This is a genomic window from Halomonas sp. HG01, assembly GCF_000968715.2.
In the GTDB taxonomy this organism is placed as follows: Bacteria; Pseudomonadota; Gammaproteobacteria; order Pseudomonadales; family Halomonadaceae; genus Halomonas; species Halomonas halophila.
Genome location: NZ_CP022134.1, coordinates 1498502 through 1522590 on the forward strand (window position 1 = coordinate 1498502; position 24089 = coordinate 1522590).

At 62.5% G+C, this 24089-nt stretch carries 19 protein-coding genes; 16 read left to right on the forward strand and 3 right to left on the reverse strand.

Annotated features, from left to right (window positions below; all coding sequences use genetic code 11):
- Positions 1-8 precede the first annotated feature (8 nt).
- From wecB to UN84_RS07185, 16 genes are all read left to right on the forward strand, one after another.
- Complete coding sequence (gene wecB, locus UN84_RS07110; RefSeq protein ID WP_046078569.1) at positions 9-1154, forward strand: non-hydrolyzing UDP-N-acetylglucosamine 2-epimerase; 1146 nt, start codon at positions 9-11, stop codon at positions 1152-1154.
- Positions 1129-2352, forward strand: coding sequence for a glycosyltransferase family 4 protein (locus tag UN84_RS07115; protein ID WP_082090838.1), 1224 nt, complete (start codon positions 1129-1131; stop codon positions 2350-2352). The genes wecB and UN84_RS07115 overlap by 26 nt, the downstream gene beginning before the upstream one ends.
- Positions 2349-3221 carry a sulfotransferase family protein gene (locus UN84_RS07120; protein ID WP_082090839.1) on the forward strand — a complete coding sequence of 291 codons (873 nt, stop codon included), beginning with the start codon at positions 2349-2351 and terminating at the stop codon, positions 3219-3221. Before UN84_RS07115 ends, UN84_RS07120 begins: the two co-directional genes overlap by 4 nt.
- Positions 3222-3246: 25 nt before the next feature.
- Positions 3247-3795, forward strand: a complete 549-nt coding sequence (locus UN84_RS07125; protein WP_237022390.1) for a sugar transferase — start codon at positions 3247-3249, stop codon at positions 3793-3795.
- 1 nt (position 3796) lies between these two features.
- The gene (locus UN84_RS07130; protein ID WP_046078572.1) at positions 3797-4960 is read left to right on the forward strand and encodes a DegT/DnrJ/EryC1/StrS family aminotransferase; all 1164 of its coding nucleotides are present in this window, start codon (positions 3797-3799) and stop codon (positions 4958-4960) included.
- 175 nt (positions 4961-5135) lie between these two features.
- Complete coding sequence (locus UN84_RS07135; protein WP_052719311.1) at positions 5136-5525, forward strand: hypothetical protein; 390 nt, start codon at positions 5136-5138, stop codon at positions 5523-5525.
- 5 nt (positions 5526-5530) lie between these two features.
- Positions 5531-6916: a lipopolysaccharide biosynthesis protein gene (locus tag UN84_RS07140; protein ID WP_161796802.1), complete on the forward strand. Its 1386-nt coding sequence runs from the start codon at positions 5531-5533 to the stop codon at positions 6914-6916.
- A gap of 585 nt (positions 6917-7501) precedes the next feature.
- Entirely contained in the window at positions 7502-9268 is a 1767-nt protein-coding gene (locus UN84_RS07145; protein WP_046078573.1) for an SLC13 family permease, read from the forward strand.
- A 253-nt stretch (positions 9269-9521) separates the two neighbouring features.
- Complete coding sequence (gene cysQ, locus UN84_RS07150; protein WP_046078574.1) at positions 9522-10370, forward strand: 3'(2'),5'-bisphosphate nucleotidase CysQ; 849 nt, start codon at positions 9522-9524, stop codon at positions 10368-10370.
- A 186-nt stretch (positions 10371-10556) separates the two neighbouring features.
- The gene (gene cysD, locus UN84_RS07155; RefSeq protein WP_046078575.1) at positions 10557-11474 is read left to right on the forward strand and encodes a sulfate adenylyltransferase subunit CysD; all 918 of its coding nucleotides are present in this window, start codon (positions 10557-10559) and stop codon (positions 11472-11474) included.
- A gap of 177 nt (positions 11475-11651) precedes the next feature.
- On the forward strand, positions 11652-11996 hold the full coding sequence (locus UN84_RS07160; protein WP_046078576.1) for a four helix bundle protein: 345 nt from the start codon (positions 11652-11654) through the stop codon (positions 11994-11996).
- 73 nt (positions 11997-12069) lie between these two features.
- Positions 12070-14001: a sulfate adenylyltransferase subunit CysN gene (gene cysN / locus UN84_RS07165; protein WP_046078577.1), complete on the forward strand. Its 1932-nt coding sequence runs from the start codon at positions 12070-12072 to the stop codon at positions 13999-14001.
- 103 nt (positions 14002-14104) lie between these two features.
- On the forward strand, positions 14105-15271 hold the full coding sequence (locus tag UN84_RS07170) for a nucleotide sugar dehydrogenase (protein WP_046078578.1): 1167 nt from the start codon (positions 14105-14107) through the stop codon (positions 15269-15271).
- A gap of 59 nt (positions 15272-15330) precedes the next feature.
- Positions 15331-17316 (forward strand): nucleoside-diphosphate sugar epimerase/dehydratase, encoded by a 1986-nt coding sequence (locus UN84_RS07175; RefSeq protein ID WP_046078579.1) that lies wholly within the window; start codon positions 15331-15333, stop codon positions 17314-17316.
- 2052 nt (positions 17317-19368) lie between these two features.
- A complete protein-coding gene (locus UN84_RS07180) occupies positions 19369-20334 on the forward strand; it encodes an O-antigen ligase family protein (RefSeq protein WP_237022379.1) in 966 nt (321 codons plus the stop codon).
- Positions 20331-21485, forward strand: coding sequence for a glycosyltransferase (locus tag UN84_RS07185; RefSeq protein ID WP_046078580.1), 1155 nt, complete (start codon positions 20331-20333; stop codon positions 21483-21485). Before UN84_RS07180 ends, UN84_RS07185 begins: the two co-directional genes overlap by 4 nt.
- Before the next feature lie 138 nt (positions 21486-21623).
- Here UN84_RS07185 and tnpC read toward each other — a convergent pair whose 3' ends face one another.
- From tnpC to tnpA, 3 genes are all read right to left on the reverse strand, one after another.
- Positions 21624-23174: an IS66 family transposase gene (gene tnpC, locus UN84_RS07190; RefSeq protein WP_107182554.1), complete on the reverse strand. Its 1551-nt coding sequence runs from the start codon at positions 23172-23174 to the stop codon at positions 21624-21626.
- An 80-nt stretch (positions 23175-23254) separates the two neighbouring features.
- A complete protein-coding gene (gene tnpB / locus UN84_RS07195) occupies positions 23255-23590 on the reverse strand; it encodes an IS66 family insertion sequence element accessory protein TnpB (protein ID WP_046078581.1) in 336 nt (111 codons plus the stop codon).
- The gene (tnpA, locus tag UN84_RS07200) at positions 23587-23955 is read right to left on the reverse strand and encodes an IS66-like element accessory protein TnpA (protein WP_046078582.1); all 369 of its coding nucleotides are present in this window, start codon (positions 23953-23955) and stop codon (positions 23587-23589) included. The genes tnpB and tnpA overlap by 4 nt, the downstream gene beginning before the upstream one ends.
- Positions 23956-24089 lie beyond the last annotated feature (134 nt).

The following is a 24089-nucleotide window of genomic DNA, read 5'->3' on the forward strand; positions in this document are numbered from 1 at the left end:
GCTAGCCAATGAAAGTCATGACCATTCTGGGCACTCGCCCCGAGATCATTCGCCTTTCGCGCGTGATGGCCGCTCTCGATCAAGTGGTGGACCACAAGATCGTGCACACCGGCCAGAATTACGACTACGAGCTGAACGATGTCTTCTTCGAGGAGCTGGGTGTGCGGCGCCCGGATCACTTCCTCAACGTGGATACCTCATCGTTGGGGCGTAGCCTGGGCGAGATCCTGATCAAGACTGAGCAGGTGCTGCTGGAAGAAAGGCCCGACGCCGTGCTGGTGCTGGGTGACACCAACAGCGCCATCGCCACGCTGATGGCCAAGCGCATGAAGATTCCCACCTACCATATGGAGGCCGGGAACCGCTGCTTCGATGCCAACGTGCCGGAGGAGATCAACCGCAAAATGGTTGACCACCTGGCCGACTTCAACCTGGTGTATACCGAGCACGCCCGACGCCATCTGATCAGTGAAGGGCTCTCGCATCGCTTTGTCTATCTGACCGGCTCGCCGATGCGCGAGGTACTGGAACAGATACTGCCCAGGATCGAGCAGTCCAGGGTGCTGGAGACCCTGGAATTGGAAGCCGGCAAGTACTTCATCGTCAGCGTGCACCGGGAAGAGAACGTCGATAGCCGCGACAACCTGCGTGAGGTCGTCGAGGCGCTGCAAGCGCTGCATGAGCGTTACGGCTACCCGGTGGTGGTGTCGACCCACCCACGCACCCGCAATCGACTCGAGAAGCTGGGATTGGCCGAGGACAGTGAGGCCATCCGCTTCCTCAAGCCGTTCGGCTTCCTGGATTACAACCACCTGCAGATGAACGCCTTCTGCGCCATTTCGGATAGCGGCACCATCAGCGAGGAAGCGTCGATCCTGGGCTTCCCGGCGGTGACGCTGCGTCGTTCCATCGAGCGGCCCGAGGCGCTGGACACTGGCGCCATCGCGCTCACCGGGCTCGACCAGGAAGTGCTGGTGGATGGGGTGCGGATCGCCACGGCGTCGCGTGAGGTATTTTCCGGTACCGAGCGCGAGATCCCCGAAGAGTATCGGGTGCGCAACACCTCGGAGCGAGTGGTCAGGCTGATCACCGGCACCGCCAAGCTGGCCAACCGCTGGCGCAACATGGATGAGTTCAGCCGCTATGACTGGTAAATCAGATCGACTGGATGTTGCTATAGTTCACCGTTACTTTTGGCCACAAAATTATCCCTATGCGATGATGCTGCGTTATATTGCTGAAGGCATGGCTGAGCGTGGATTGTCTGTGGCGGTGTACAGTAGCCATGAGCCGAATAGTCAACAAAAGGAGCAACGTCGAAAATGGTCGGTGAAAACTGGTATTTTTGTAAAATCGTTGCCGCTGTGGTCGGAGCGTAGTTTCAAGGTTTGGCAAAAGGCGGTGCAGGCGCTGTTTTATGCGCTATGGGTATTCACAGTTGCACTTCGTTGCCGCGCGCGTGTTATGTGGGTGGGCACAACTCCGCCACTTCTCATGGTCAGTGTACTACGCTTCGCACGCCTGTTTCGGCGCTTCAAGATCGTCTACCATTGCCAGGATATCCATCCTGAGGCACTGGCCATTAATGGAAATATTGGTCGGGGCAAGGTGTTAAGGGCTTTGAAAAAGCTTGATAGTGGTAATGTCCGGGCGGCAGATGCTGTCGTGACATTGTCGGAAGACATGAAAAAGACTCTGAGCGAACGTCCCTGCAATACGAGTAATGTTTGCATTATAAACAATTTTATTCTTGAGGATGTTCAAGAAAGGGAAGATTTGGTGGGTGAAAACCCTGCTCCTAAACTGCTGTTTTCTGGCAGTCTAGGTCGCTTTCAGAATTTGGAGTTTCTCACCCAAGTGGTGATTCGGTTGGCCGGTGACTATGGTGTCAAAACCACTTTTATGGGGGATGGCCCTATGCGCCGGGAAATGGAAGAGCAGGTGCAGCGTGCTGGCTTAGAGTCGTATGTTTTGTTTACTGGTCACCGTCCGCTTGACGAGGCCATTGACTCCATGCAGTCGAGTGACTTTGGATTGGTTTCGCTGGCAGAAGGCGTTGATCGTGTGGCCTACCCGAGCAAAACAGTCATGTATTTGGCCGCCGGCCTACCATGTATAGCTTTTGTCGATCCGCAGTCCTCGTTGGGAAAAATGATTCAGGATGAAAAGCTTGGTGTAGCGGTGGCCCCGGTCAGTGTGGAATATGTAGTGAATGTGCTGGGTGACTTTCTTCATAGGCAAGACTTAGAAGTGCGTAGCAAGTCTGACATTTCCGATTTTGCCCGGACCCACTTTTCACGTGAAGTGGTTGTGAAAGAAATGACCGATTTGGTGGCGGGGATGGTGACATGAAAAAAAAGCCGGTTTTCATAATAGGTGCCGGCCGCTCAGGTACCAAGTTTTTGCGCGATATACTGGCGGCCAGTCCGGAAGTGGTTCGTGTTCCCTACGATATTGGTTATCTCTGGCGTTATGGCAACGAAGGGCTGAACCATGACGAGATCGATCCCGACAGCGTGTCGAGAAAATCCATTCGGTGGATGCGAAAGAAGCTGCCCAAGCTTATAGACCGCAGTGTATACAAGCCAGATGCTAGCATTCTGGTGGAAAAGTCTGTACCCAACGCCTTGCGGCCTCGTCTATTGTATCGGGCTTTCCCCGAGGCCACATTTGTCCACTTGGTACGTGATGGACGCGCTGTTACTGAATCCGCTATGCGAATGTGGCGGACACCTCCTGAACGCCACTACTTAATGGATAAAATTAGATACTTTCCCTGGGGCAATATACGTTATGCTATTTGGTATGTTTGCAATCGGGCCTTCGGGAAAGTGAAAAATAGCCCCGCTGTCTGGGGGCCCCGTTACCGAGGCATTGAAAACGATATTCAATATGAATCTCTGCATGTTGTTTGTGCAAAACAGTGGTTCCATTGTGTTAGAGTTGCTTCGGAGCAGCTCGCAACTATTCCTCAAGATCAGGTTGTTTCAGTGCGCTATGAAGACATCATGGTGGGTACAGAATCACTGACTACCCTGTGTGAAAAGCTGGGTATAGATCCCGATCCAGTCGTACGGCGGCATGAGGAGATGCTGAGGCCAGGAGAAAATGAGAAGTGGCGAAGATCGCTCACTCCGGAGCAAATCAACGATATTCATAGCGTGTTTAAGGCATTGCCAGAATCGATAAAAGACTGGGTGTTTAGTGAAAAGGCTTCTTGACATTGTGGTGTCGCTGGCTGTTCTGGTGATTTTGTTCCCTCTGCTAGCAGCTCTATATATTTGGGTGTGTTTTGATTCCCCAGGGGGGGCATTCTTTCATCAGCTTCGGATGGGGAAGGACAGGAAGCCATTCTATATCCTAAAGTTTCGCAGTATGACGGTGAAGCCTGAAGCGGAATCAGGGAGATTTGATGTGGGCGATGCCAGCCGTGTGACACGCGCTGGCCGCATGCTGCGAAAGTTTAAACTTGACGAGCTGCCCCAGTTTATGAACGTGCTGAGGGGTGACATGTCTATTGTGGGACCAAGGCCAGAGATCAAGCAGTGGGTAGAAGCCTACCCGGAACGCTGGAAGACTGTCCTCCAGGTAAAGCCGGGCATTACCGACCCGGCGTCCATTCGATTTAGTAACGAAGAAGATGTCTTGGCCCAGTACGATGACCCTGTGACTGCCTATCGGGATATTGTGCTTCCTAAGAAGCTGGATATCTATGAAGCATATGTCAGTAATCGAACTTTGTGGGGCGACCTGAAAATAATTTTTGAAACTTTTGTGAAGGTGGTGCGGGGTTAATATGAGTGTTCCATTTTTCAAGCTTTCCCCTTGCGATGAAGAGCTAGACAATGTCCGTCAGGTGCTAGAGTCTGGATGGCTGACCACTGGGAAGTGGGCGCAGCAGTTGGAAGGGCTGTTTGCAGATTATTGCGGAGTACAGCATGCTCTCGCAGTTAACTCCTGCACTGCGGCGTTGCATTTGGGGATTGAGGCCCTAGGTATTGGTCCAGGCGACAAGGTGCTTGTCCCGTCGCTGACTTTTACTGCTTCGGCGGAAGTCATTCGCTATGTAGGCGCGGATCCAGTGTTTGTCGATATCGACCGCGATACGCTCTTACTTGATCCCCAAGTGGTGGATCGTACCTTGGAGCAGACCCCGGGAGCCAGGGCTGTGGTGGCTGTGCATTTCGGGGGGCAGTCCGTTGCACTGGATGGTGACGCCGGCTTGCTTGCTGTGTGCCGCAAACACAATGTAAAGCTGGTGCAAGACGCTGCTCATGCCTTTCCAGCCAGTGACACTTATGGCCCTGTGGGTAGCGTTGGTGATGTTACTTGTTTCAGCTTCTACGCTAACAAGACCATCACCAGCGGCGAAGGTGGTATGCTGGTGACTAATGATGACGAGGTTGCCAAGCGGGTGAAAATGATGCGCCTGCACGGGATTGACCGGGATGTCTGGGACCGTTTTACCGGTACCCGCGCTTCATCTTGGGTGTACGATGTGAAAGCGCCTGGCTTCAAGTACAACATGCCCGACCTTAATGCCGCCATTGCCGTAGCTCAGTTCCACAAGGCCGAGTCCTTCAGGCAAGCGCGCCAGGTTATAATCCAACAATATCGCCAGGCCTTTTCCGATATTCCTGGCCTGACCTTGGTGCAGTCGCGAGTGAAAGATGAGCAACACTCTCATCACTTGTTTCCTATAGTTCTCAATGAGAAAAGCCCGATCAGCCGTGATGATTTTATTAGCACTCTAGCTGACCGTGGTGTCTCCACGTCGGTGCATTACCGTCCGTTACACCAGATGAGCTATTACCGTGAAAAATATGAGCTCGATCCACAGGCTTTCCCTAATACGGAAGCCTACTGGCAGGGTTGTGTCTCGCTCCCAGCCTACCCGGCCATGAGCCAGGAAAGCATTGATCGAGTTATTACCGAAGTAACGCATCTGCTCACCCGATAACTGGAGCCTGCCATTGCTTGCGTTACCGAAGATGCCTGTAGGGATGGTTAGCAGAACTCCACGTCGCTTCACACCTTGCAATGACAGGGCAAGCCCTCAAGGCTCCTGCTACCTAGTCCGGAGAGTGGGCGATATCGGCCCTGTGTGCTGCTTGTCCCTCTGCCAGGAAAAGATCATGACCACCGGCTGCGAAGGCGGCATGGCCACTATCAGCGACGAAGCCCTGTTGTGGGCTTGGAAGGATCACAGTAATAGTTGGAAGGCAGTCTACGAGAGTGAATACCCACCCGGGTTTCGTTGGTTGCACGAGAGTTTCGGCACCCAGCACGAAATCGTCGCGAGTGGCGTACCTTGCGTCTCCGGTTCCTGTTCTGAGGACTATCGCGAGAAGGCTTTTGATGACAAGGAGTGGCGGCCCGAGAAGCCACTGCCCGTTGCACGTGAGCTGGGCGAGGCCAGCTTGATGCACATTTACCACCCTACGCTTACTGAGGCAGAGATCGACAAGACGTGTGATGTGTTGCGAGAGGTAATGGACGAGGCGACCGGGCATAACGCCAGATGAGGATCTTGTCGCTGGGCCAACGCCTGCTGGGCCGCCTGAAGGGCGAGATGGCGCTGACGCTGGCGCGAACCTTCCTGGCGAGGGGAATCGCGGCCCTGGGCAGCCTGGCGCTGGTGGTCGTGCTGGGGCGGCTCTATGGCTCGGCCGGGGTGGGCGTCTATGCGCTGGCCCAGGGGCTGTTGTTGGGAGCCGCCACCTTGGCGCGCTTCGGCATGAACCACGCGCTGATGCGCTACGTGGGCGAGGCTCCCCATTCCCCTTATGTCATGCGCTATCTGCGTTGGGCATGCCGCAGGGTGCTGGGGCTCAGTATCGTATTGGCCCTGGTCATCTTCTTCGGGCGTGACTTGCTGGCGCGGGGGTTCGGGACCGAGGGGTTGGCCGAGGTGCTGGTGGGCATCGCCGTCGCCACGCCCTCCTTTACTCTGGGGTTCCTGTTCTCCGGCTTCTTCAAGGGCATTCGCAGGCCGGCCACGGCTTGCCTGTTGGAGAATGGCTCGGTCGCGCTGCTGGCGGGCGGTCTGGTGGTGTTGCTGCATCAGTACGCTCGGTTGGAAGGCCTTGCGGTGATTGGCTGGGCCTATGCCGGTGCCGCCTGGTTGGTGCTGGGGCAGGGAAGTTGGCAGCTCTGGCGCTGGTGGCGTCGACAGGGCTGGGCGGCCCGGGATGGGGGCCCGTCGCCAAGTGTGGGTCGGCACCAGTTCGATGCCTCATCGCGCGCGTTCTTCGTGATGGGCCTGGCTGGGTTCATGCAGTCTGTGCTGAGCGTCATGGTAGCCGGTTGGCTGCTGAGCGAAGCGGGGCTCGGGCTGTTCAAGACCTCACAGCAGACGGCTATGCTGATCAACTTCATCCTGATCGTCATCAATGCGATCTTCCCGCCGCGCTTCGCCAGTTTGCACCGGGAAGGCAATATCCTAGCCCTCGGTCGACTTGCGCGACAGGGTGCCCTGCTGGGCGTGGCGATCGCTGCGCCACTGCTGCTGGTATGTCTGCTGGTGCCGGGCTGGGTGCTGGGGCTGTTCGGCAGCGAGTTTCCCCAGGCGGCGCCGCTGCTGAGAATCCTTGCCTTGGCCCAGTTGATCAATGTGGCGACAGGTTCTGTGAACTTTTTACTGAACATGACGGGGCATGAGGCCCTGATGCGCAATATCGCGCTGATCTGCAATGCCATCGGGCTGTCGATGTTCTTCGTGCTGATTCCGCTGTTCGGCCCGTTGGGGGCGGCCATGGCGCTGGCCTTCGTGTTGGTGGTACAGAACCTGGTGGCGCTGTATTTTGTGTGGCGAAAGCTGGGAATCTGGACCCTGCCCTTGCCCAATGTGTTGAGCGGGCTGGGTATATCGCCCGAAGCGGATGGGTCGTCGGTGGCAGGCAAGGAAAGTCGTTAATCGTGCCGGACGTGGTGCCTGTGCGGGACAGCGGGGGTGGCAGTGGCTTCGTTGCGGGCTTTTGCCTGTGGCTTGCCTGGGAGGCGCGTCGTGACGGGTCAGACCCCGGGCACGGTGGTGCCGAGGGGGATCGGGCCTTCGCGTGTCACCGGGGGCATCCGGGGTCTGACCCTGTGGCTTGGTTGCGGGCTTTTGCCTGTGGCTTGCCTGGGTGGCGCGTCGTGACGGGTCAGACCCCGGGCACGGTGGTGCCGAGGGGGATCGGGCCTTCGCGTGTCACCGGGGGCATCCGGGGTCTGACCCTGTGGCTTGGTTGCGGGCTTTTGCCTGTGGCTTGCTTGGGTGGCGCGTCGTGACGGGTCAGACCCCGGGCACGGTGGCGCCGAGAGTGGTCGGGTCTTCGCGTGTCACCGGGGGCATCCGGGGTCTGACCCTGTGGCTTTGTTGCTGGCCTTGGTGCAGGTGACGCGGTAAGTCTGACCCTGTGGCTTCGTTGCTGGCCTTGGTGCCGGTGGCGCGGTAAGTCTGACCCTGTGGTTTCGTTGTTGTTAAAAACCCCATTCTTCTCGCTTTGATATCTTCTTAATGCCCTTCGACGCTCTGTTTACGCTCGCCACGGTGCTGGCGGTGCTCGTTACGCTAGTGGCGACCCGCATCGCGCCGGACGTGGTGCTGATGGCGGCGCTGGCCGTGCTGGTGGTGAGCGGCATCCTGACCCCCGGCGAGGCCCTGGTCGGTTTCTCCAACCCCGGGGTGATGACCATTGCCACCCTCTATGTGGTGGCGGCCGGGCTCAAGGAGACCGGTGCCATTCAGTGGATCGCCCATGGCCTGCTGGGCCGGCCGAGGCGGCTGCGCCGGGCGCAGTTGCGGGTGTTGCTGCCGTCTGCAGGGCTGAGCGCCTTTATGAATAACACCACGGTGGTGGCGATGTTCATTCCCGCCATTCAGGAGTGGGCCGGCCGGCTCAAGCTGCCGCCTTCCAAGCTGCTGCTGCCGCTGAGCTACGCCGCCATCCTGGGCGGCACCTGCACGCTGATCGGCACCAGCACCAACCTGGTGGTGGATGGCCTGCTGCAGACCGAGCGCGGCCTGTCGCTTTCGATGTTCGAGTTGGCCTGGGTGGGCGTGCCGCTGCTGCTGGTGGGTGGCGTCTTCCTGATGCTGTTCGCCGACTGGCTGCTGCCCAACCGCCGGGGCGTGCTGGAGCAGCTGGAGCAGGCTCGAGAGTATGCGGTGGAGGTGGTGGTGATCGCCAAGGGGCCGCTGGTGGGCAAGACCATCGCCGATGCGGGGCTGCGCAGCCTCAGCCATGGCTACCTGGCCGACATCGAGCGTCATGACCGCCTGCTCACCGCGGTGCCGCCGGAGACCGAGCTGCAGGCGGGCGATGTGCTGGTGTTCATCGGCGCCCCGGAATGCGCCCGGGAGCTGCGCCGCATCCACGGCCTGCGCCCCGCCGGCGGCGACGTGCACAAGCTGGACATCGACCATCACCGGCGCTGCCTGGTGGAGGCGGTGATCGGCCCGGACTTCGCCGGGCTGGGCCAGACGGTGCGCGAGTCGCGCTTCCGCTCACGCTACCAGGCGGTGATTCTCTCCATCTCGCGCCATGGCCAGCGGTTGTCCGGCAAGCTGGGTGACATTCGCCTGCAGGTGGGCGATACCCTGCTGCTGGAAACCGCCCAGGACTTCGTCGACCAGTATCGCTACCGCAAGGACTTCCTGCTGGTGAGCGGGCTGAACGACTCCACGCCGCCGGACTTCCGCAAGGCGCCGCTGGCGATTGCCATCCTGGGGGCCATGGTGGCCGCCAGTGCCAGCGGGTGGCTGACCATCCTCGAGGCCGCGTTGCTGGCCGGCGGCGCCATGCTGGTGACCCGCTGCGTGCCGGCGAGCAAGGCGCGGCGCTACCTCGACCTGACCGTGCTGATCGTGATCGCCGCCTCCTTCGCCCTGGGGGCGGCCATGGCCAAGACCGGCGCCGCCGCCCAGATCGCCCAGTGGCTGCTGCTGATCGACGGCCTGGCCCCCTGGGCGGCGCTGGCCGCAATCTACGCGATGACGGTGATCTTCACCGAGCTGATCACCAACAACGCCGCCGCGGTGCTGATGTTCCCCATCGCCATGGCGGTGGCAGAGCAACTGGGCGTCAACGAACTGCCCTTCGCCGTGGCGATCATGTTCGCCGCCTCGGCGAGCTTCATGACCCCGCTGGGCTACCAGACCAACCTGATGGTGCTGGGGCCGGGCGGCTATCGTTTTCTCGACTACCTGCGCCTCGGCGCCCCGCTCAGCCTGATCGTCGGTGTCACGGCGGTGGGGTTGATACCGGTGGTGTGGCCGTTCTGACCGCTTCGCGGTCAGAAAGCCGGAAGCTTGAAGCTTGAAGCCGGAAGCTTAAAGCTTGAAGAGCGCCGCTTCGCGGCTGGAAGCTAGAAGCTAGAAGCTAGAAGAAACCCCAAGGTCAAAAGCTCATGTCCAAAGTTTGGGTTAAAGTGGTTTTTCTTCCAGCTTAAGCCCGCGAAGCGGGCGTTCTTCCAGCTTCGAGCTCCCGGCGAAGCCGGGGACTTCCAGCTTCGAGCTTATTTAGAAAGGAGTTTTCGTGACCAATTTCGTAACTGACGATCTGCGCTCCCGCTTGATCGAGGGTGTGCATGCCGCGGGCCGTGAGGTGATGGCCGTGTATCGGCGTGACTTCGAGGTGGCGACCAAGGGCGATGACAGCCCGCTGACCGAGGCGGACATGGCGTCGCATCATGCCCTGGTGGCGTTGCTCGAGGCGGCGACGCCGGGGGTGCCGATCCTCTCCGAGGAGTCCGGTGGGATTCCGTTCGCGACCCGTCGGGCGTGGGGCCGCTACTGGCTGATCGATCCGCTGGACGGCACCAAGGAGTTCATCAAGAAGAACGGTGAATTCACCCTCAATGTCGCGCTGATCGAAGACGGCGTGCCGGTGTTCGGCATCGTGCATGCGCCTGCCGTGGGCGACGCGGGCGGGACTACGTGGATCGGCCAGCACGGGCAGGGCGCCTGGAAACAGCAGCCCGGTGGCTCCCTCGAGTCGATCTCGGTACGTGCCTTGCCGGATCCCGAGCAGGCGGTCTGGAAGATCGTCGGTAGCCGCTCCCATGGTTCCGACGAGTTCGAGGCCTTCTGTGCCGGGCTGCCCGCCCACGAGCGCGTCTCCATGGGTAGCTCGCTGAAGCTGTGCCTGGTCGCCGAAGGCGCCGCCGATCTCTATCCGCGCCTCGCGCCCACCTGCGAGTGGGACACCGCCGCCGCCCAGGCCGTGGTCACCGCCGCCGGTGGTGACGTACTGAATGCCGAGACCCTCGAACCGCTGCGCTGCAACCAGCAGGACAGCGTGCTCAATCCGTTCTTTATCGTCTGTGGCCAGCGCGACGAGCGCTGGGAGCGCGCGCTCCGCGCGAGCCTGAAGCCGGAAGCTTGAAGAGAGCCGCTTCGCGGGAGCTTGAAGCCGGAAGCTTTAAGCTTGAAGAAACCCCAAGGTCAAAACCACGTTATCAAGTGGTGGGGTTGCACTGGCTTTTCTTCTAGCTTCCAGCCGCGAAGCGGCGCTCTTCCAGCTTCTAGCTAAATTCCTGACTGACATCACTTCCATTTCAAGGTTGCACCCATGTCTGAGATTTCGGCAGAACGTAAGACCCACCTCAAACAGCTCGAGGCGGAGTCGATCCATATCATCCGTGAGGTGGCGGCAGAGTTCCGCAACCCGGTGATGCTTTATTCGATCGGCAAGGATTCCTCGGTGATGCTACATCTGGCGCGCAAGGCTTTCTATCCCGGCGTGCCGCCGTTTCCGCTGATGCACGTCAACACCACCTGGAAGTTCCGCGAGATGATTGAGTTCCGCGATCGCATGGCCGAAGAGGCCGGCATGGAACTGATCGAACACATCAACGAGGAAGGCCGGGCCGCAGGGATCAATCCCTTCGATCACGGCAGCTCCAAGTACACCGACGTGATGAAGACCCAGTCGCTGAAGCAGGCGCTGGACACGCATCGCTTCGACGCGGCCTTCGGCGGGGCTCGCCGCGACGAAGAGGCCAGCCGTGCCAAGGAGCGGGTGTTCTCCTTCCGCGACAAGCACCACCGCTGGGACCCGAAGAGCCAGCGCCCCGAACTGTGGAACACCTATAACGCCAAGGTGAACCAGGGCGAGTCGATCCGCGTCTTCCCGCTCTCCAACTGGACCGAGCTGGATATCTGGCAGTACATCTACCTGGAATCCATCCCCATCGTGCCGCTTTACTTCTCCGCGCCGCGTCCGGTGGTGAACCGCGACGGCATGGACATCATGGTCGACGACGACCGCCTGCCGCTGGAAGACGGCGAAGTGCCCGAGGAAAAATGGGTACGCTTCCGCACCCTCGGCTGCTACCCGCTGACCGGGGCGGTGGAATCCACCGCCACCACCCTGCCCGAGATCATCCAGGAAATGCTGCTGACCCGGACCTCCGAACGTTCCGGCCGCGCCATCGATCACGATCAGGCAGGGTCGATGGAGCGGAAGAAGCGGGAGGGGTACTTCTAACGCGCCGGAGGCGCGTTAGAAAGCTGGAAGCTTGAAGAGCGGCGCTTCGCGCCTGGAAGCTGGAAGTCCCCGGCTGCGCCGGGAGCTAGAAGCCTGAAGCTGGAAGCTTGAAGAACCGAAGAACCCTCGCCTGTGCTTAGGCTAGCCTGTTGGAGTGGCCAGGAGGGAGGGCAGGACATGGACTTCGAGAAGCTTCAGGTGTGGAAGCGGTCGGCCAGGCTATCGGCCGAGCTCTACAAGGCGATGCGAGATCTCAGGGATTTCGGCTTCAAGGATCAAATCACTCGCTCAGGGCTTTCGGTCCCCAGCAACATTGCAGAGGGCATGACGCGTGGCACGGCCAAGGACAAACGACACTTCTTGCTGATCGCCAAGGGCTCATGCGCTGAACTGAGAACACAGATCTACATCGGTATCGATATCGGCTACATCGAAAAAGCCAATGGAAACCGGTGGATACAGGAAACAAGGGAGATTGCCGCCATGCTCTCGGGGCTGATCGGCAAGCTCACCATCGAATGAATCGGCTGGGTAGCTAATGGGGCTGGGGGGTCTTCCAGCTTCAAGCTTCCAGCTTCCAGCTAAGGGACGGGAAATGGCACACGCCTCGGACTTGATCTCAGACGACATCGAAGCCTATCTGAAAGAGCATGAGCGCAAGGATCTGCTCCGCTTCATCACCTGCGGTAGCGTGGACGACGGGAAGTCGACGCTGATCGGGCGGCTGCTGCACGATTCGAAGATGATCTACGAGGATCAGCTGGCGGCGATCACTCAGGCGTCGAAGACGGCGGGGACGACCGGTGATGAGGTGGATCTGGCGCTGCTGGTCGACGGCCTGCAGTCCGAGCGGGAGCAGGGCATCACCATCGATGTGGCGTATCGCTTCTTCTCCACCGATCGGCGCAAGTTCATCATTGCCGATACGCCGGGGCACGAGCAGTACACCCGCAACATGGCGACCGGGGCGTCGACCGCGAGCCTGGCGGTGATCCTGGTCGATGCTCGCCACGGGGTGCAGACCCAGACGCGCCGGCACAGCTTCATCGCCGATCTGCTGGGCATCCAGCACCTGGTGGTGGCGATCAACAAGATGGACCTGGTCGACTACTCCCAGGAGCGCTATGAGGAAATCGTCGCCGAGTACCAGGAGATCGCCGGCAAGCTCAATGCCCCGGACATCCGCTTCGTGCCGCTTTCGGCGCTCAAGGGCGACAACGTCGTCAATCCGAGCGAGGCGATGGACTGGTACCGGGTCGATGGAAAACAGAGCCCGGCGCTGCTCGAACTGCTCGAGACCGTCGAGATCACCCACGACCAGAACCTGCGTGACCTGCGCCTGCCGGTACAGTACGTCAATCGCCCCAACCTCGACTTCCGCGGCTATGCCGGGACCCTGGCCGCCGGCGTGATGAGCCCGGGCCAGAAGGTGAGGGCGCTGCCGTCCGGCAAGGTGTCGACCGTCGAGCGGCTGGTGACCTGGGACGGCGACCTGGAGGCCGCCTATCCCGGCGATGCGATCACTGTGACCCTGGAAGACGAGATCGACATCTCCCGCGGCGACTGGCTGGTCGCCGAAAATGATGAAGTGCCGCTGGCCACCAGCTTCGAGGCCGATATCGTGTGGATGCACGAAACGGCGCTCGAGCCCGGCAAGCTCTACGACATCAAGCTGGCGACCCGAGATGTGGCGGGCAAGGTGGCAGCGATCGACTATCAGGTCGACGTCAACACCCTGGAGCATCGTCACGCCGATCATCTGGACCTCAACGCCATCGCACGCTGCGCGCTGGAGCTGACCGCGCCGGTACCGGTCGACGACTATCGCACCAGCCCGGGAACGGGCAGCTTCATCATCATCGATCGGTTGACCAACATCACCGTGGGGGCCGGCATGATCCACCGGCCGCTGGAGAGCGAGCTGCCCTACGAGTTCCGCGAGCACGACAGCAAGGCCAGCGTGGTGTGGAACCGCACCAGCGTGACCCAGGCCATGCGCGAGCAGCTCAACGGCCATGCTGGCAAGTGCGTGTGGTTCACCGGTCTTTCCGGTTCCGGCAAGTCGAGCCTGGCCAACGCCCTGGAAGTGGAGCTGAACCGTCGTGGCTACCACACCATGCTGCTGGACGGTGATAACATCCGCCATGGTCTGTGCAAGGACCTGGGAATGGGGGAAGCCGACCGCACCGAGAACATTCGCCGGGTGGGCGAGGTGGCGCGGTTGTTCGCCGAGGCGGGCATCATCGTGATCACCGCCTTCATCTCGCCGTTCCGCGCCGACCGCGATGCGGCCAGGGCGTTGTTCGACGAGGGCGACTTCATCGAAGTGCACGTGGACACGCCGCTGGACATCTGCGAACAGCGCGATCCCAAGGGGCTGTACCAGAAGGCCCGAGAGGGCAGAATCGCCGACTTCACGGGTATCAGCAGCCCCTACGAAGCGCCCCCCCAGGCCGAGGTGACGTTGAAGGGCGCGGAACACGGCCAGCAGGAACTGCTGGCCCAGCTGATCAAGCGGGTGATCTAAGACGCTCAGGCGGCGGCTGCGGAACGCCCGCGGCTGGTTCGACAAGGATCCCGCGGTGGCCGCTTGGGCGGCCCCCGCGGGTCAGTTTCTGACAGGTGAATGCATGAAGATTGCCATTGCCGGCACCGGCTATGTGGGCCTCTCCAATGCCATGCTGCTGGCCCAGCACAATCAGGTCGTGGCGCTGGACATCGTGGCCGAGAAGGTGGCGCAGCTCAACGACCGGGTCTCGCCCATCGAGGACGCCGAGATCAGCGACTTCCTGGCCAACCGGGCGCTCGACTTCACGGCCACCCTGGACAAGGAAGCCGCCTACCGCGACGCCGACTTCGTGGTGATCGCCACGCCCACCGATTACGACCCCGAGACGAACTATTTCAATACCTCGACCGTCGAGGCGGTGATCCAGGACGTGATGGCCATCAACCCCGCGGCGGTGATGGTCATCAAGTCCACTGTGCCGGTGGGCTACACCGCCGAGGCCTGCCAACACTTCGGTACCGAGAATCTGCTGTTCTCGCCGGAGTTCCTGCGAGAGGGCAAGGCGCTCTACGATAACCTCCACCCGTCGCGGATCATCGTCGGCGAGCGCTCCGAGCGCGCCGAGACCTTCGCCGGGCTGCTCGAACAGGGCGCAGTCAAGAGTGATGTGCCGGTGCTGTACACCAACAGCACCGAGGCCGAGGCCATCAAGCTGTTCGCCAATACCTATCTGGCCATGCGCGTGGCCTACTTCAACGAGCTTGACACCTACGCCGAGACCCATGGCCTGGACAGCCGCCAGATCATCGAGGGGGTAGGGCTGGACCCGCGCATCGGCAGCCATTACCACAACCCTTCCTTCGGCTACGGCGGCTACTGCCTGCCCAAGGACACCAAGCAGCTGCTGGCCAACTACCAGGATGTGCCCAACAACCTGATCCAGGCCATCGTCGATGCCAACACCACCCGCAAGGACTTCATCGCCGAGCAGGTGTTGGCACGCAGGCCGAAGGTGGTGGGGGTGTATCGCCTGATCATGAAGGCCGGGTCGGACAACTTCCGCGCCAGTGCCATGCAAGGCGTCATGAAGCGACTCAAGGCCAAGGGCATCGAGGTGGTGGTCTATGAGCCGGTGCTGGAGGAGGATACCTTCTACGGCTCGCGGGTGATGCGCGACCTGGACGCCTTCAAGCAGGAAGCGGAGCTGATCCTCAGCAATCGCATGGTCGCCGAGCTGGAGGACGTGGCCCAGAAGGTCTATACCCGCGACCTGTTCGGCAGTGATTGAGCCCGAGCCATGAGCGCTGCGTCATTGACCCCGGGGCCACGCAATACAAGGACGAGATGATGATTCATACACGCATGCACCGCTCGATCGCTGAACTCAGCCGTTCGCACAAGCGCCTGCTGATGGTGGCGGCCGACCTGGTGGCGCTGCCGCTGGCACTGTGGTCGGCCTATGCGCTGCGGCTGGCCGAGTGGTGGCCGGCGCAGTATATGGAGCCCTATTGGTGGATGTTCCTGGTCGTGCCGGTGCTGGGCGTGTTCGTGTTCGCCCGGCTGGGGCTGTACCGGGCGGTGGTGCGCTTCATGGGCCCCCAGGCGCTGTGGGCGGTGATCAAGGGTGCGGTGCTGCTGGCGCTGATGATGTGGGCGGCGGCCTACTTCTTCCAGTGGCAGGGCTTCCCGCGTTCGGTGCCGGTGAACTTCGCCCTGGTGACCCTGGTGTACGTGGGCGGTACCCGGCTGCTGGTGCGCAGCTACTATCACTGGCTGAACCGCCATTTCGCCGAGAAGGAGCCGGTGGCCATCTATGGTGCCGGCGGGGCGGGGGCGCAGCTGGCGCTGGCGCTCTCCAGCGGGCGTGAGTTCATCGTCACGGCCTTCCTGGACGATGCGCCCGCGCTGTGGGGCAGCACCATCAAGGGGGTCAAGGTGATGGACCCGGACGCCATCGCCGGGCTCGTCGAGCATCATGGCCTCAAGCGGGTGCTGCTGGCGATGCCCAACGCCACCAAGGCCGAGCGCAAGCAGGCCCTGGACAAGCTGACGGACCTGCCGGTGCACGTGCAGACGGTGCCCTCCATGCCCGAGATCGTCTCCGGCGAGGCCAGCCTGGACCAGCTGCGTGAGGTGGAGCTGGAGGACCTGCTGGGGCGCGACCCGGTGCCGCCCGACGAGGCCCTGGTGGACGCCAGCATCCGCGGCAAGGTGGTGATGGTGACCGGCGCCGGCGGCTCGATCGGCAGCGAGATGTGCCGCCAGGTGATGCGCGGCGGCCCCAAGGCCTTGGTGCTCTACGAGATCAGCGAGTACGGGCTCTATGCCATCGACCAGGAACTCGAGGCGCTGAAGCGTGACATGGGGGGGGACTTCCCCATCTACCCGCTGCTGGGGAACGTCTGCGATCGTGAGCGTATGGAGGCGACGCTGCGCCGCTACGAGGTCGATACCCTCTATCATGCGGCGGCCTACAAGCATGTGCCGATCGTCGAGCACAACGTGCTGGAGGGCGTGCGCAACAACGTGCGGGGCACCCGGGTAGTGGCGGAGAGCGCGGCCAGGCTCGGCGTGGAGCGCTGCGTGCTGATCTCCACCGACAAGGCGGTGCGCCCCACCAACGTGATGGGGGCCACCAAGCGAATGGCCGAGCTGGTGCTGCAGGACCTGGCCGCGCGGCACGGTGGTGAAGGGGAGCACCGCACGATCTTCTCGATGGTGCGCTTCGGCAACGTGCTGGGTTCCAGCGGCTCGGTGATCCCGCTGTTCCGGCGCCAGATCGAGCAGGGCGGCCCCTTGACCGTGACCCACCCCGAGATCACCCGCTACTTCATGACCATTCCCGAGGCGGCCTTGCTGGTCATCCAGGCGGGCTCCATGGCCAAGGGCGGGGATGTCTTCGTGCTGGACATGGGCGACCCGGTGAAGATCGTCGACCTGGCGCGGCGCATGATCCGCCTGACCGGGCTGGAGGTGCGCGATGATGATAGCCCTGGGGGCGATATCGAGATCGCCTTTACCGGCCTCAGGCCCGGGGAAAAGCTCTATGAGGAACTGCTGATCGGCGAGAACGTGGTCGGCACCTCGCACCCCAAGATCATGCGCGCCCGTGAAGCCGTGCTGCCCACCGAGACGCTGCGCGAGCTGCTCCAGGCGCTGCACGACGCCGAGCACCAGATGGATAGCCATCGGGCCTGCGAAACGCTCAAGCTCGGCGTGGACGGTTTTACCCACGGCAGCGGGCTGTGCGACCTTCTGGGGCATGAGCCACCGAGCGCCGAGGCGGCCCCCGTCGTGCAGCTGCGTCGGGAAAACGGAACGGCGAATCCTTGAGGGAGGGGCGCGGCTCGTGATGGTGGCTTCCATGGGTCTGACGCCCACGGCGGCACGGGCTGCTGGGTGCTGCGTCGGGACGGGTCAGACCCCGGGGCGGTGGCGCCGCGAGTGATCGGGCCATTGCGTATCACCGGGGCAACCGGGGTCTGACCCTGTGGCCTAGGATCGCTCTCCAGGCATCATCCTTCCCTATCGGAAGAGTGGGAAGGTCTTGCAGGCGGCGGCCCTTGGCGGCACGGGCTGCTGGGTGCCGCGTCGTGACGGGTCAGACCCCGGGTGCGGTGGCGCCGCGAGTGATCGGGCCATTGCGTATCACCGGGGGCAACCGGGGTCTGACCCTATGGCCTAGGATCGCTCTCCAGGCATCATCCTTCCCTATCGGAAGAGTGGGGAGGTCTTGAAGGCGGCGGCCCATGGCGGCATGAGCTGCTGTGACGGGGCAGACCCCGGGGCGGTGGCGCCGCGAGTGATCGGGCCATTGCGTATCGCCGGGGGCAGCCGGGGGCTGACCCTGTGGCTTAGGATCGCTCTCCAGGCATCATCCTTCCCTACCGGAAGGGCGAAGAGACCTTGCAGGCGGCGGCCCATGGCGGCACGGGCTGCTTGGGTGCCGCGTCGTGACGGGTCAGACCCCGGGGCGGTGGCGCCGCGAGTGATCGGGCCATTACGTATCGCCGGGGGCAGCCGGGGTCTGACCCTGTGGCCTAGGATTGCTCTCCAGGCATCATCCTTCCCTACCGGAAGGGCGAAGAGACCTTGCAGGCGGCGGCCCATGGCGGCATGAGCTGCTGTGACGGGGCAGACCCCGGGGCGGTGGCGCCGCGAGTGATCGGGCCATTGCGTATCACCGAGGGCAACCGGGGTCTGACCCTGTGGCCTAGGATCGCTCTTCAGGCATCATCCTTCCCTATCGGAAGAGTGGGGAGGTCTTGAAGGCGGCGGCCCATGGCGGCATGAGCTGCTTGGGTGCTGCGTCGGGACGGGTCAGACCCCAGGGCGGTGGCGCCGCGAGTGATCGGGCCATTGCGTATCGCCGGGGGCAGCCGGGGGCTGACCCTGTGGCTTAGGATCGCTCTTCAGGCATCATCCTTCCCTATCGGAAGAGTGGGGAGGTCTTGAAGGCGGCGGCCCATGGCGGCATGAGCTGCTTGGGTGCTGCGTCGGGACGGGTCAGACCCCAGGGCGGTGGCGCCGCGAGTGATCGGGCCATTGCGTATCGCCGGGGGCAGCCGGGGGCTGACCCTGTGGCTTAGGATCGCTCTCCAGGCATCATCCTTCCCTACCGGAAGGGCGAAGAGACCTTGCAGGCGGCGGCCCATGGCGGCATGAGCTGCTTGGGTGCCGCGTCGTGACGGGTCAGACCCCGGGTGCGGTGGCGCCGAGAGTGATCGGGCCATTGCGTATCGCCCGGGGCAACCGGGGTCTGACCCTGTGGCTTAGGATCGCTCTCCAGGCATCATCCTTCCCATGCCGGCAGGCGGATCACCATCGGCGGCGTCAACACCGCCAACGTCGATAGCATCTTGGGAAGCCACAGGGTCTGATCCTGTGGCTTCTCTGCCGTATTGGCGTTCCTCCCTTGTGGTCAAATTCTGGTAGCATGCTCCGCTATTTACTTCACGATGCAGGCGGCGAGATTCGTGTTACCTCTCTCATCTTCTAACGGCAGAGTATTGACCTGTCTCGTTTCTGATGCGCGTGTGCCGCGCGTTCTGACATGGCTCGGGCTGCTTGCCACCTTCTTGTATGCCGCAGGGCGTGTGGCGTGGCCGGATGCCGGCCAGAAAGCGGGCACGGCCATGGCGCTGCTGGGGCTATTCGCGGTGCTGTATTGGGGGCGGCGGCTCCGGTCGTCGGCGCCGCTCTGGCTGCTGCTGGCGATCGTGCTGGTTCAGCTGCTGAGCTGGGGGCTCGGCTATCTTCATCACCCGCAGTGGGTGCCGGACAATCCCGAGCTGGATCGCCTGGCCAAGTGGTTCCTGTTCATCGGCATGGCCTGGTGGCTGGGGGGGGAGCTCGCGGCTGACCTTATGGGCCTGGGCAGTCGCCGTGCCGGGTTTCCTGCTGGCGGTGTGGCTCGAGGGCCATGGTTGGCAGAGTTGGCAGCGTGGCTTGGCAGGAATTCGCGTCGATTTCGGCATCCACAATGCTCAGCATGTGGCGATGCTTTTTGGCGCGGCGGCCTTGGGGCTGGTGTCATTCACCTCGCGGATGTGGTCGGCAGGGCGGCTGGCCTTGGGTCGTCGCCTGGCCTGGTGCGCCATGCTGTTCGTGTGCCTCGTGGGGCTCGTCGTGACTCAGACGCGCGGCGTCTGGCTGGCGACCATCGCCGCGTCGCTAGTGATGCTGGGGGGCTGGGCCTGGAGAGCCTGGCAGAGCAAGCAGTCCTCCAAGGCGTCTCTTCACTGGTCATGGGCGGCCGTCATCGGCGTCTTGCTGGCCATCGTGGTGCTGACGTCGACCTTCCATGGCACCATCGAGCGCAGGCTGCTGGCCGAACAGCAGGTGATCACCAGCGTTATCGAGGGCGACTGGAGCGGGGTGCCCTATTCCAGCGTTGGCGTTCGGATCCACTCCTGGCGCGCCGCCACGGAGTGGATCGCCGAGCGCCCGTTCGTCGGTTGGGGCGGGGAAGGGCGCAGCCTGGTGATGGAGCAGACGGCGTGGCTGCCGGATACCATCCGCCAACGTTTCGGGCATCTGCACAATACCTTCCTGGAGGTACTGGTCGGCTATGGCCTGCTGGGGGCGAGCGTGGTGGCGCTGTTGGCCACTTGGGTAGCGCGCGGTACCTGGCTGGCCTGGCGAGGCGGTGTGATGCCGGGGGACATGGCGCTGTTCGGTTTCGGCTTCTTCGTGTTCTTCATGATCGCTAACCTGTTCGAGTCCTATCTGGCCTTCTGGTCCGGCGGTTATGTGTTCACCCTGGTCATGGGCGGACTGGTGACCCATATCTGGCGCTGGCAACGTTCGACCGGTTCGCCGGTCCTTGGTCTTCGCAAGGCGGTCCGATGAGAACCCTGGTGGTCGTTCGCTCCTTGAAGATGGGTGGCATGGAGCGCGTTGCGGTCAACCTCGCCGATGCCTTCGCGGAGGCGGGGCATGAGAGCCATCTGCTCAGCTTGCGCGAGGTGGCCGATCCTCTGCGTCCGGCACGCGACGAAGTACGAGTGCATCGGCTCAACCTGCGCTGGTGGAGCCGGCTGACCGGCATCGGCTTGCTGCTGGAGCTGTTCGCTCGCCTCGTCATCAACCCGCTCATGAAACGCTCGCTTTTCCTGGGCACCGGCGTGATGGGCGGCTGGGTCTTTCATCGCTGGCTACGTCGCGCCGAGCGTCGGTACGGGCGCTTCGATCGCATCGTCTTCCGGGGCGTTGGTACCTTCGAACTCGTCTGGACGTTCCGCGATGAGCGGGCGCGCTATGTGCTGGAAAACATCCTGCATGTTCGAAAGGTCGGTTGGCGGGGGCGGCTGCTGAGTCGTTGCCTGTATGACCGCCGCCACCTGGTGACGGTATCGCATGGGGTGGCCGAGAGCCTCGATGAGGCGGCGAAATGCTGGGGCTTCACGCCGGCCTCTGTGACGGTCATTCCCAATCCTTGCCCGATCGATGGTATTCGGCAGGCCATGACGGAGCCGGAGCCCGACCTGCCCGAGGTCCCCTATCTGGTCAACGTCGCCCGCCTGGTACCGGCCAAGGATCATGCCTTGTTGTTACGCGCCTATGCGGCGGCCGGTACGTCGATGCCGTTGGTGCTGGTGGGCGATGGGCAGGAGCGTGAGTGGCTGGAGGCACTGGCCGAGGCGCTGGGGATCGCCGAGCGCGTGATTTTCGCGGGGCAGCGCGCCAACCCTTATCCGTGGATGCATCATGCCCGGCTGTTCGTGCTCAGCTCGCGTTTCGAGGGCATGGGCATCGTGCTGTTCGAGGCGCTGGCCTGTGACACCCCGGTGCTCAGCGTCGACTGCCCAGGCGGCATTCGCGAGATCCTCAAGGGGGATCTCGAGGCCTGCATCACGCCGCACTCGGTCGAGGGTCTGGCGGAGGGCATTCGCCACGCGCTCGCTCGAGACAAGCCTGCCATCCAGGAAGCCTGGCTGGAGAATTTCCGGCCCGATGTCGTCGCTAAGGCATTTCTTGCATCCCCCTCCCGGGGCAACTGATTTTAGCGGATGTGAACGATACGTCTCCGGTGCCGGGCTTGCGGCGCCAATATCGCATTGCCAGGCCGAACGGTTCAGCGCCCACCAGTGTCGCCCCCTCCGATGGGTAAGCGAACGGGCATCACCGTTTGTCAGTGATCAGGCGATGTGCTGCCAGTGGTGAGGCATGAGCTCGTGGAGCTGGCTGGCTTTCTGTGTCGGTAGCCGTGCCAGTACGTCCTTCAGGTAGGCATGAGGCTCGTGGCCGTTCAGCTTGGCAGACTGGATCAAGCTCATGATGGTGGCGGCCCGCTGACCGCTGCGCAGTGACCCGGCGAACAGCCAGTTCGAGCGACCCAGTGCCCAGGGGCGAATCAGGTTCTCGACCCGGTTGTTGTCGATCGGCAGTCGGCCGTCATCCAGGTAGCGTGTTAGCGCGGCCCAGCGTTTGAGGCTGTAGTCCAGCGCCTTGGCCGTCGCCGAGCCGTTCGGCACCTTCTCGCGCTGAGCCAGCATCCAGCGGTGCAGCGCGTCGGCGATGGGCCTCGCCCGAGTATCGCGTCGCCGTTGGCGTTCTTCCGTAGTCAGCGACTGGGCCTCGCGCTCCACCTGGTAGAGTTGGCCGATCAGCTCGATGGCCTGCCCGGCAATCTGGCTCTTGTCGGCCACGTGCAGGTCGACGAACTTGCGCCGCGCGTGGGCCATGCAACCGATCTCGGTGACGCCGTTGGCAAAGCTCTGCTTGTAGCCGCTGTAGTCGTCGCAGATCAGCTTGCCCCGCCAGTCGCCGAGGAAGTCACGGGCATGCTGCCCGCCGCGACTCTCGCTGAAGTCGTAGACCACCGCCTTCAATCCGGCGTAGGGCGTGGTGGCGTAGGCCCAGAGGTAGGCTCGATGCGTCTTCTTCTTGCCCGGGGCCAGCATCGGCACCGGGGTCTCGTCGGCATGCAGCACAGGGGCATCGAGCAGCAGCTCACGCAGGGCATCGATCAACGGCTGGAGTCGCACCCCGCAGATGCCGACCCACTCGGCCAGGGTGGAACGCGGAATCGCTACGCCGGCACGGGCAAAGATCTGCTCTTGCCGATACAGCGGCAGGTGATCGGCGTATTTGGCGATCAACACCTGGGCCAGCAGGCCGGCGGTGGGGATGCCCTTGTCGATGATCTGCGCCGGCATCGGCGCCTGGGTCAGCGTCTCGCAGTGATCGCAAACCCACTTGCCGCGGATATGGCGCTCGACGTGGAACACGCCTGGCGTGTAGTCGAGCTTCTCGCTGACCTCCTCGCCGATCCGTCGCAGCTGGCAACCGCAGGCGCAGTGTTCACTCTCCGGGGCGTGACGGATCTCGGTGCGCGGCAGCTCGGGAGGCAAGGCAGCCCGCTTGGGCACTTTCTTGGGTGTTGGCGTCGCGGCAGTGAGCTTCAGGTCTTCCAACTCGGTCTCGATGGCGGCGATGTCGGCATCCACCACCTCGTCCAGCAGGCTGATCTGCAAGACATTGAGCTGCTCGCTGCGCTTGCCGAAGGCATGGCGCTTGAGTAACGCCAGCTCATACGTCAGCTTCTGGTTGACCTGCTCGGTATGTCGCAGCGTTTTCTGGCTCTGCGCCAGTGCCTGTTCCTGCTGCTCGACCTGCGACATCAGCGTGGCCGCCAGGTGGCGGAGCTGATCGGGAGAGAGCTGAGACAGATCGGTCGGCATGGTCATCCGCCGAGTATGCCAGTCCTCGGGCGGAAGCGGGATTAGCGCATCCGCGAATAGCCGGGCCGCCGCGTCTGTGCCGCGCATCACACGACCGAGATTACCCCGTCGGCACCGAGACGCTGCCAGGGCAGGCCTTGAACCAGCGCCGTCACTTGTTCTGGACAGAGCTCGACGCGATCGCCGTGCCAGTGACCGGCCCAGTGGAACTTGCCCTGGTTCAGGCGCCGGGCACATAGCCAGACGCCCAGACCGTCGTGGATCAGCACCTTCATGCGGTTGCCACGCCGGTTGGCGAACAGGTAAGCGCAGTGCGGCCTGGCCGCGCCGAACACCTTGACCACCCGAGCCAGCGCCGTATCCGGCCCGGCCCGCATATCCAGCGGCTCGGTGGCCAGCCAGATCTCGTCGATGCGGATCATCCCAGCAGCTCCTTCAGCCACTGCGCACACGGTGTTGCCTCGCTCGCCGGCCAACGCACAGTGATGGTGCCCCTCACCGAGGGCAGCTCGATGCAGATGTCGCCGACGGCGGCAGTCGACGCTGGCAGATCGGTCGCTGCTGGCGGCGCCGGTAGGGGCACGAAGTCCGGCACGGCCGGCAGCTGGCTCTGTCGCTTGGCCTTGCGGATCCAGGTCTGGACGAGGTTGGTATTCAGTCCGTGCTGGAGGGCGACTTGAGCGATCGAGGAATCGCCCTGCAGGCAGGCCGTCACGATCTTGGCTCTGAACTCAGGTGTATAGCGGCGACGTCGGCGGATCTCACGATCGGTGCTTGAGGTGGTCATGATAGGTGCCCATTTATTAATAGATGGGCACCTAATGTCACCGGCTCCAGGCCTCAGCGGAAGGTGTGTTCAGCGGCCGGTTACTCCGATGGCGCCATCGGAAGGGGCTGAACGGCCATCGCTGCGCGTGGTGT

Bases quoted from the DNA above. Each gene is read 5' to 3' on its own strand.
- UN84_RS07160 (WP_046078576.1), top strand. From the start codon at position 11,652: ATGGACTTCGAGAAGCTTCAGGTGTGGAAGCGGTCGGCCAGGCTATCG.
- UN84_RS07135 (WP_052719311.1), top strand. From the start codon at position 5,136: ATGACCACCGGCTGCGAAGGCGGCATGGCCACTATCAGCGACGAAGCC.
- UN84_RS07185 (WP_046078580.1), top strand. From the start codon at position 20,331: ATGAGAACCCTGGTGGTCGTTCGCTCCTTGAAGATGGGTGGCATGGAG.
- UN84_RS07175 (WP_046078579.1), top strand. From the start codon at position 15,331: ATGATTCATACACGCATGCACCGCTCGATCGCTGAACTCAGCCGTTCG.
- tnpA (WP_046078582.1), bottom strand. From the start codon at position 23,955: ATGACCACCTCAAGCACCGATCGTGAGATCCGCCGACGTCGCCGCTAT.
- UN84_RS07120 (WP_082090839.1), top strand. From the start codon at position 2,349: ATGAAAAAAAAGCCGGTTTTCATAATAGGTGCCGGCCGCTCAGGTACC.
- UN84_RS07145 (WP_046078573.1), top strand. From the start codon at position 7,502: ATGCCCTTCGACGCTCTGTTTACGCTCGCCACGGTGCTGGCGGTGCTC.
- wecB (WP_046078569.1), top strand. From the start codon at position 9: ATGAAAGTCATGACCATTCTGGGCACTCGCCCCGAGATCATTCGCCTT.
- tnpB (WP_046078581.1), bottom strand. From the start codon at position 23,590: ATGATCCGCATCGACGAGATCTGGCTGGCCACCGAGCCGCTGGATATG.
- UN84_RS07170 (WP_046078578.1), top strand. From the start codon at position 14,105: ATGAAGATTGCCATTGCCGGCACCGGCTATGTGGGCCTCTCCAATGCC.
- cysN (WP_046078577.1), top strand. From the start codon at position 12,070: ATGGCACACGCCTCGGACTTGATCTCAGACGACATCGAAGCCTATCTG.
- cysD (WP_046078575.1), top strand. From the start codon at position 10,557: ATGTCTGAGATTTCGGCAGAACGTAAGACCCACCTCAAACAGCTCGAG.
- tnpC (WP_107182554.1), bottom strand. From the start codon at position 23,174: ATGACCATGCCGACCGATCTGTCTCAGCTCTCTCCCGATCAGCTCCGC.
- UN84_RS07130 (WP_046078572.1), top strand. From the start codon at position 3,797: ATGAGTGTTCCATTTTTCAAGCTTTCCCCTTGCGATGAAGAGCTAGAC.
- UN84_RS07115 (WP_082090838.1), top strand. From the start codon at position 1,129: ATGAGTTCAGCCGCTATGACTGGTAAATCAGATCGACTGGATGTTGCT.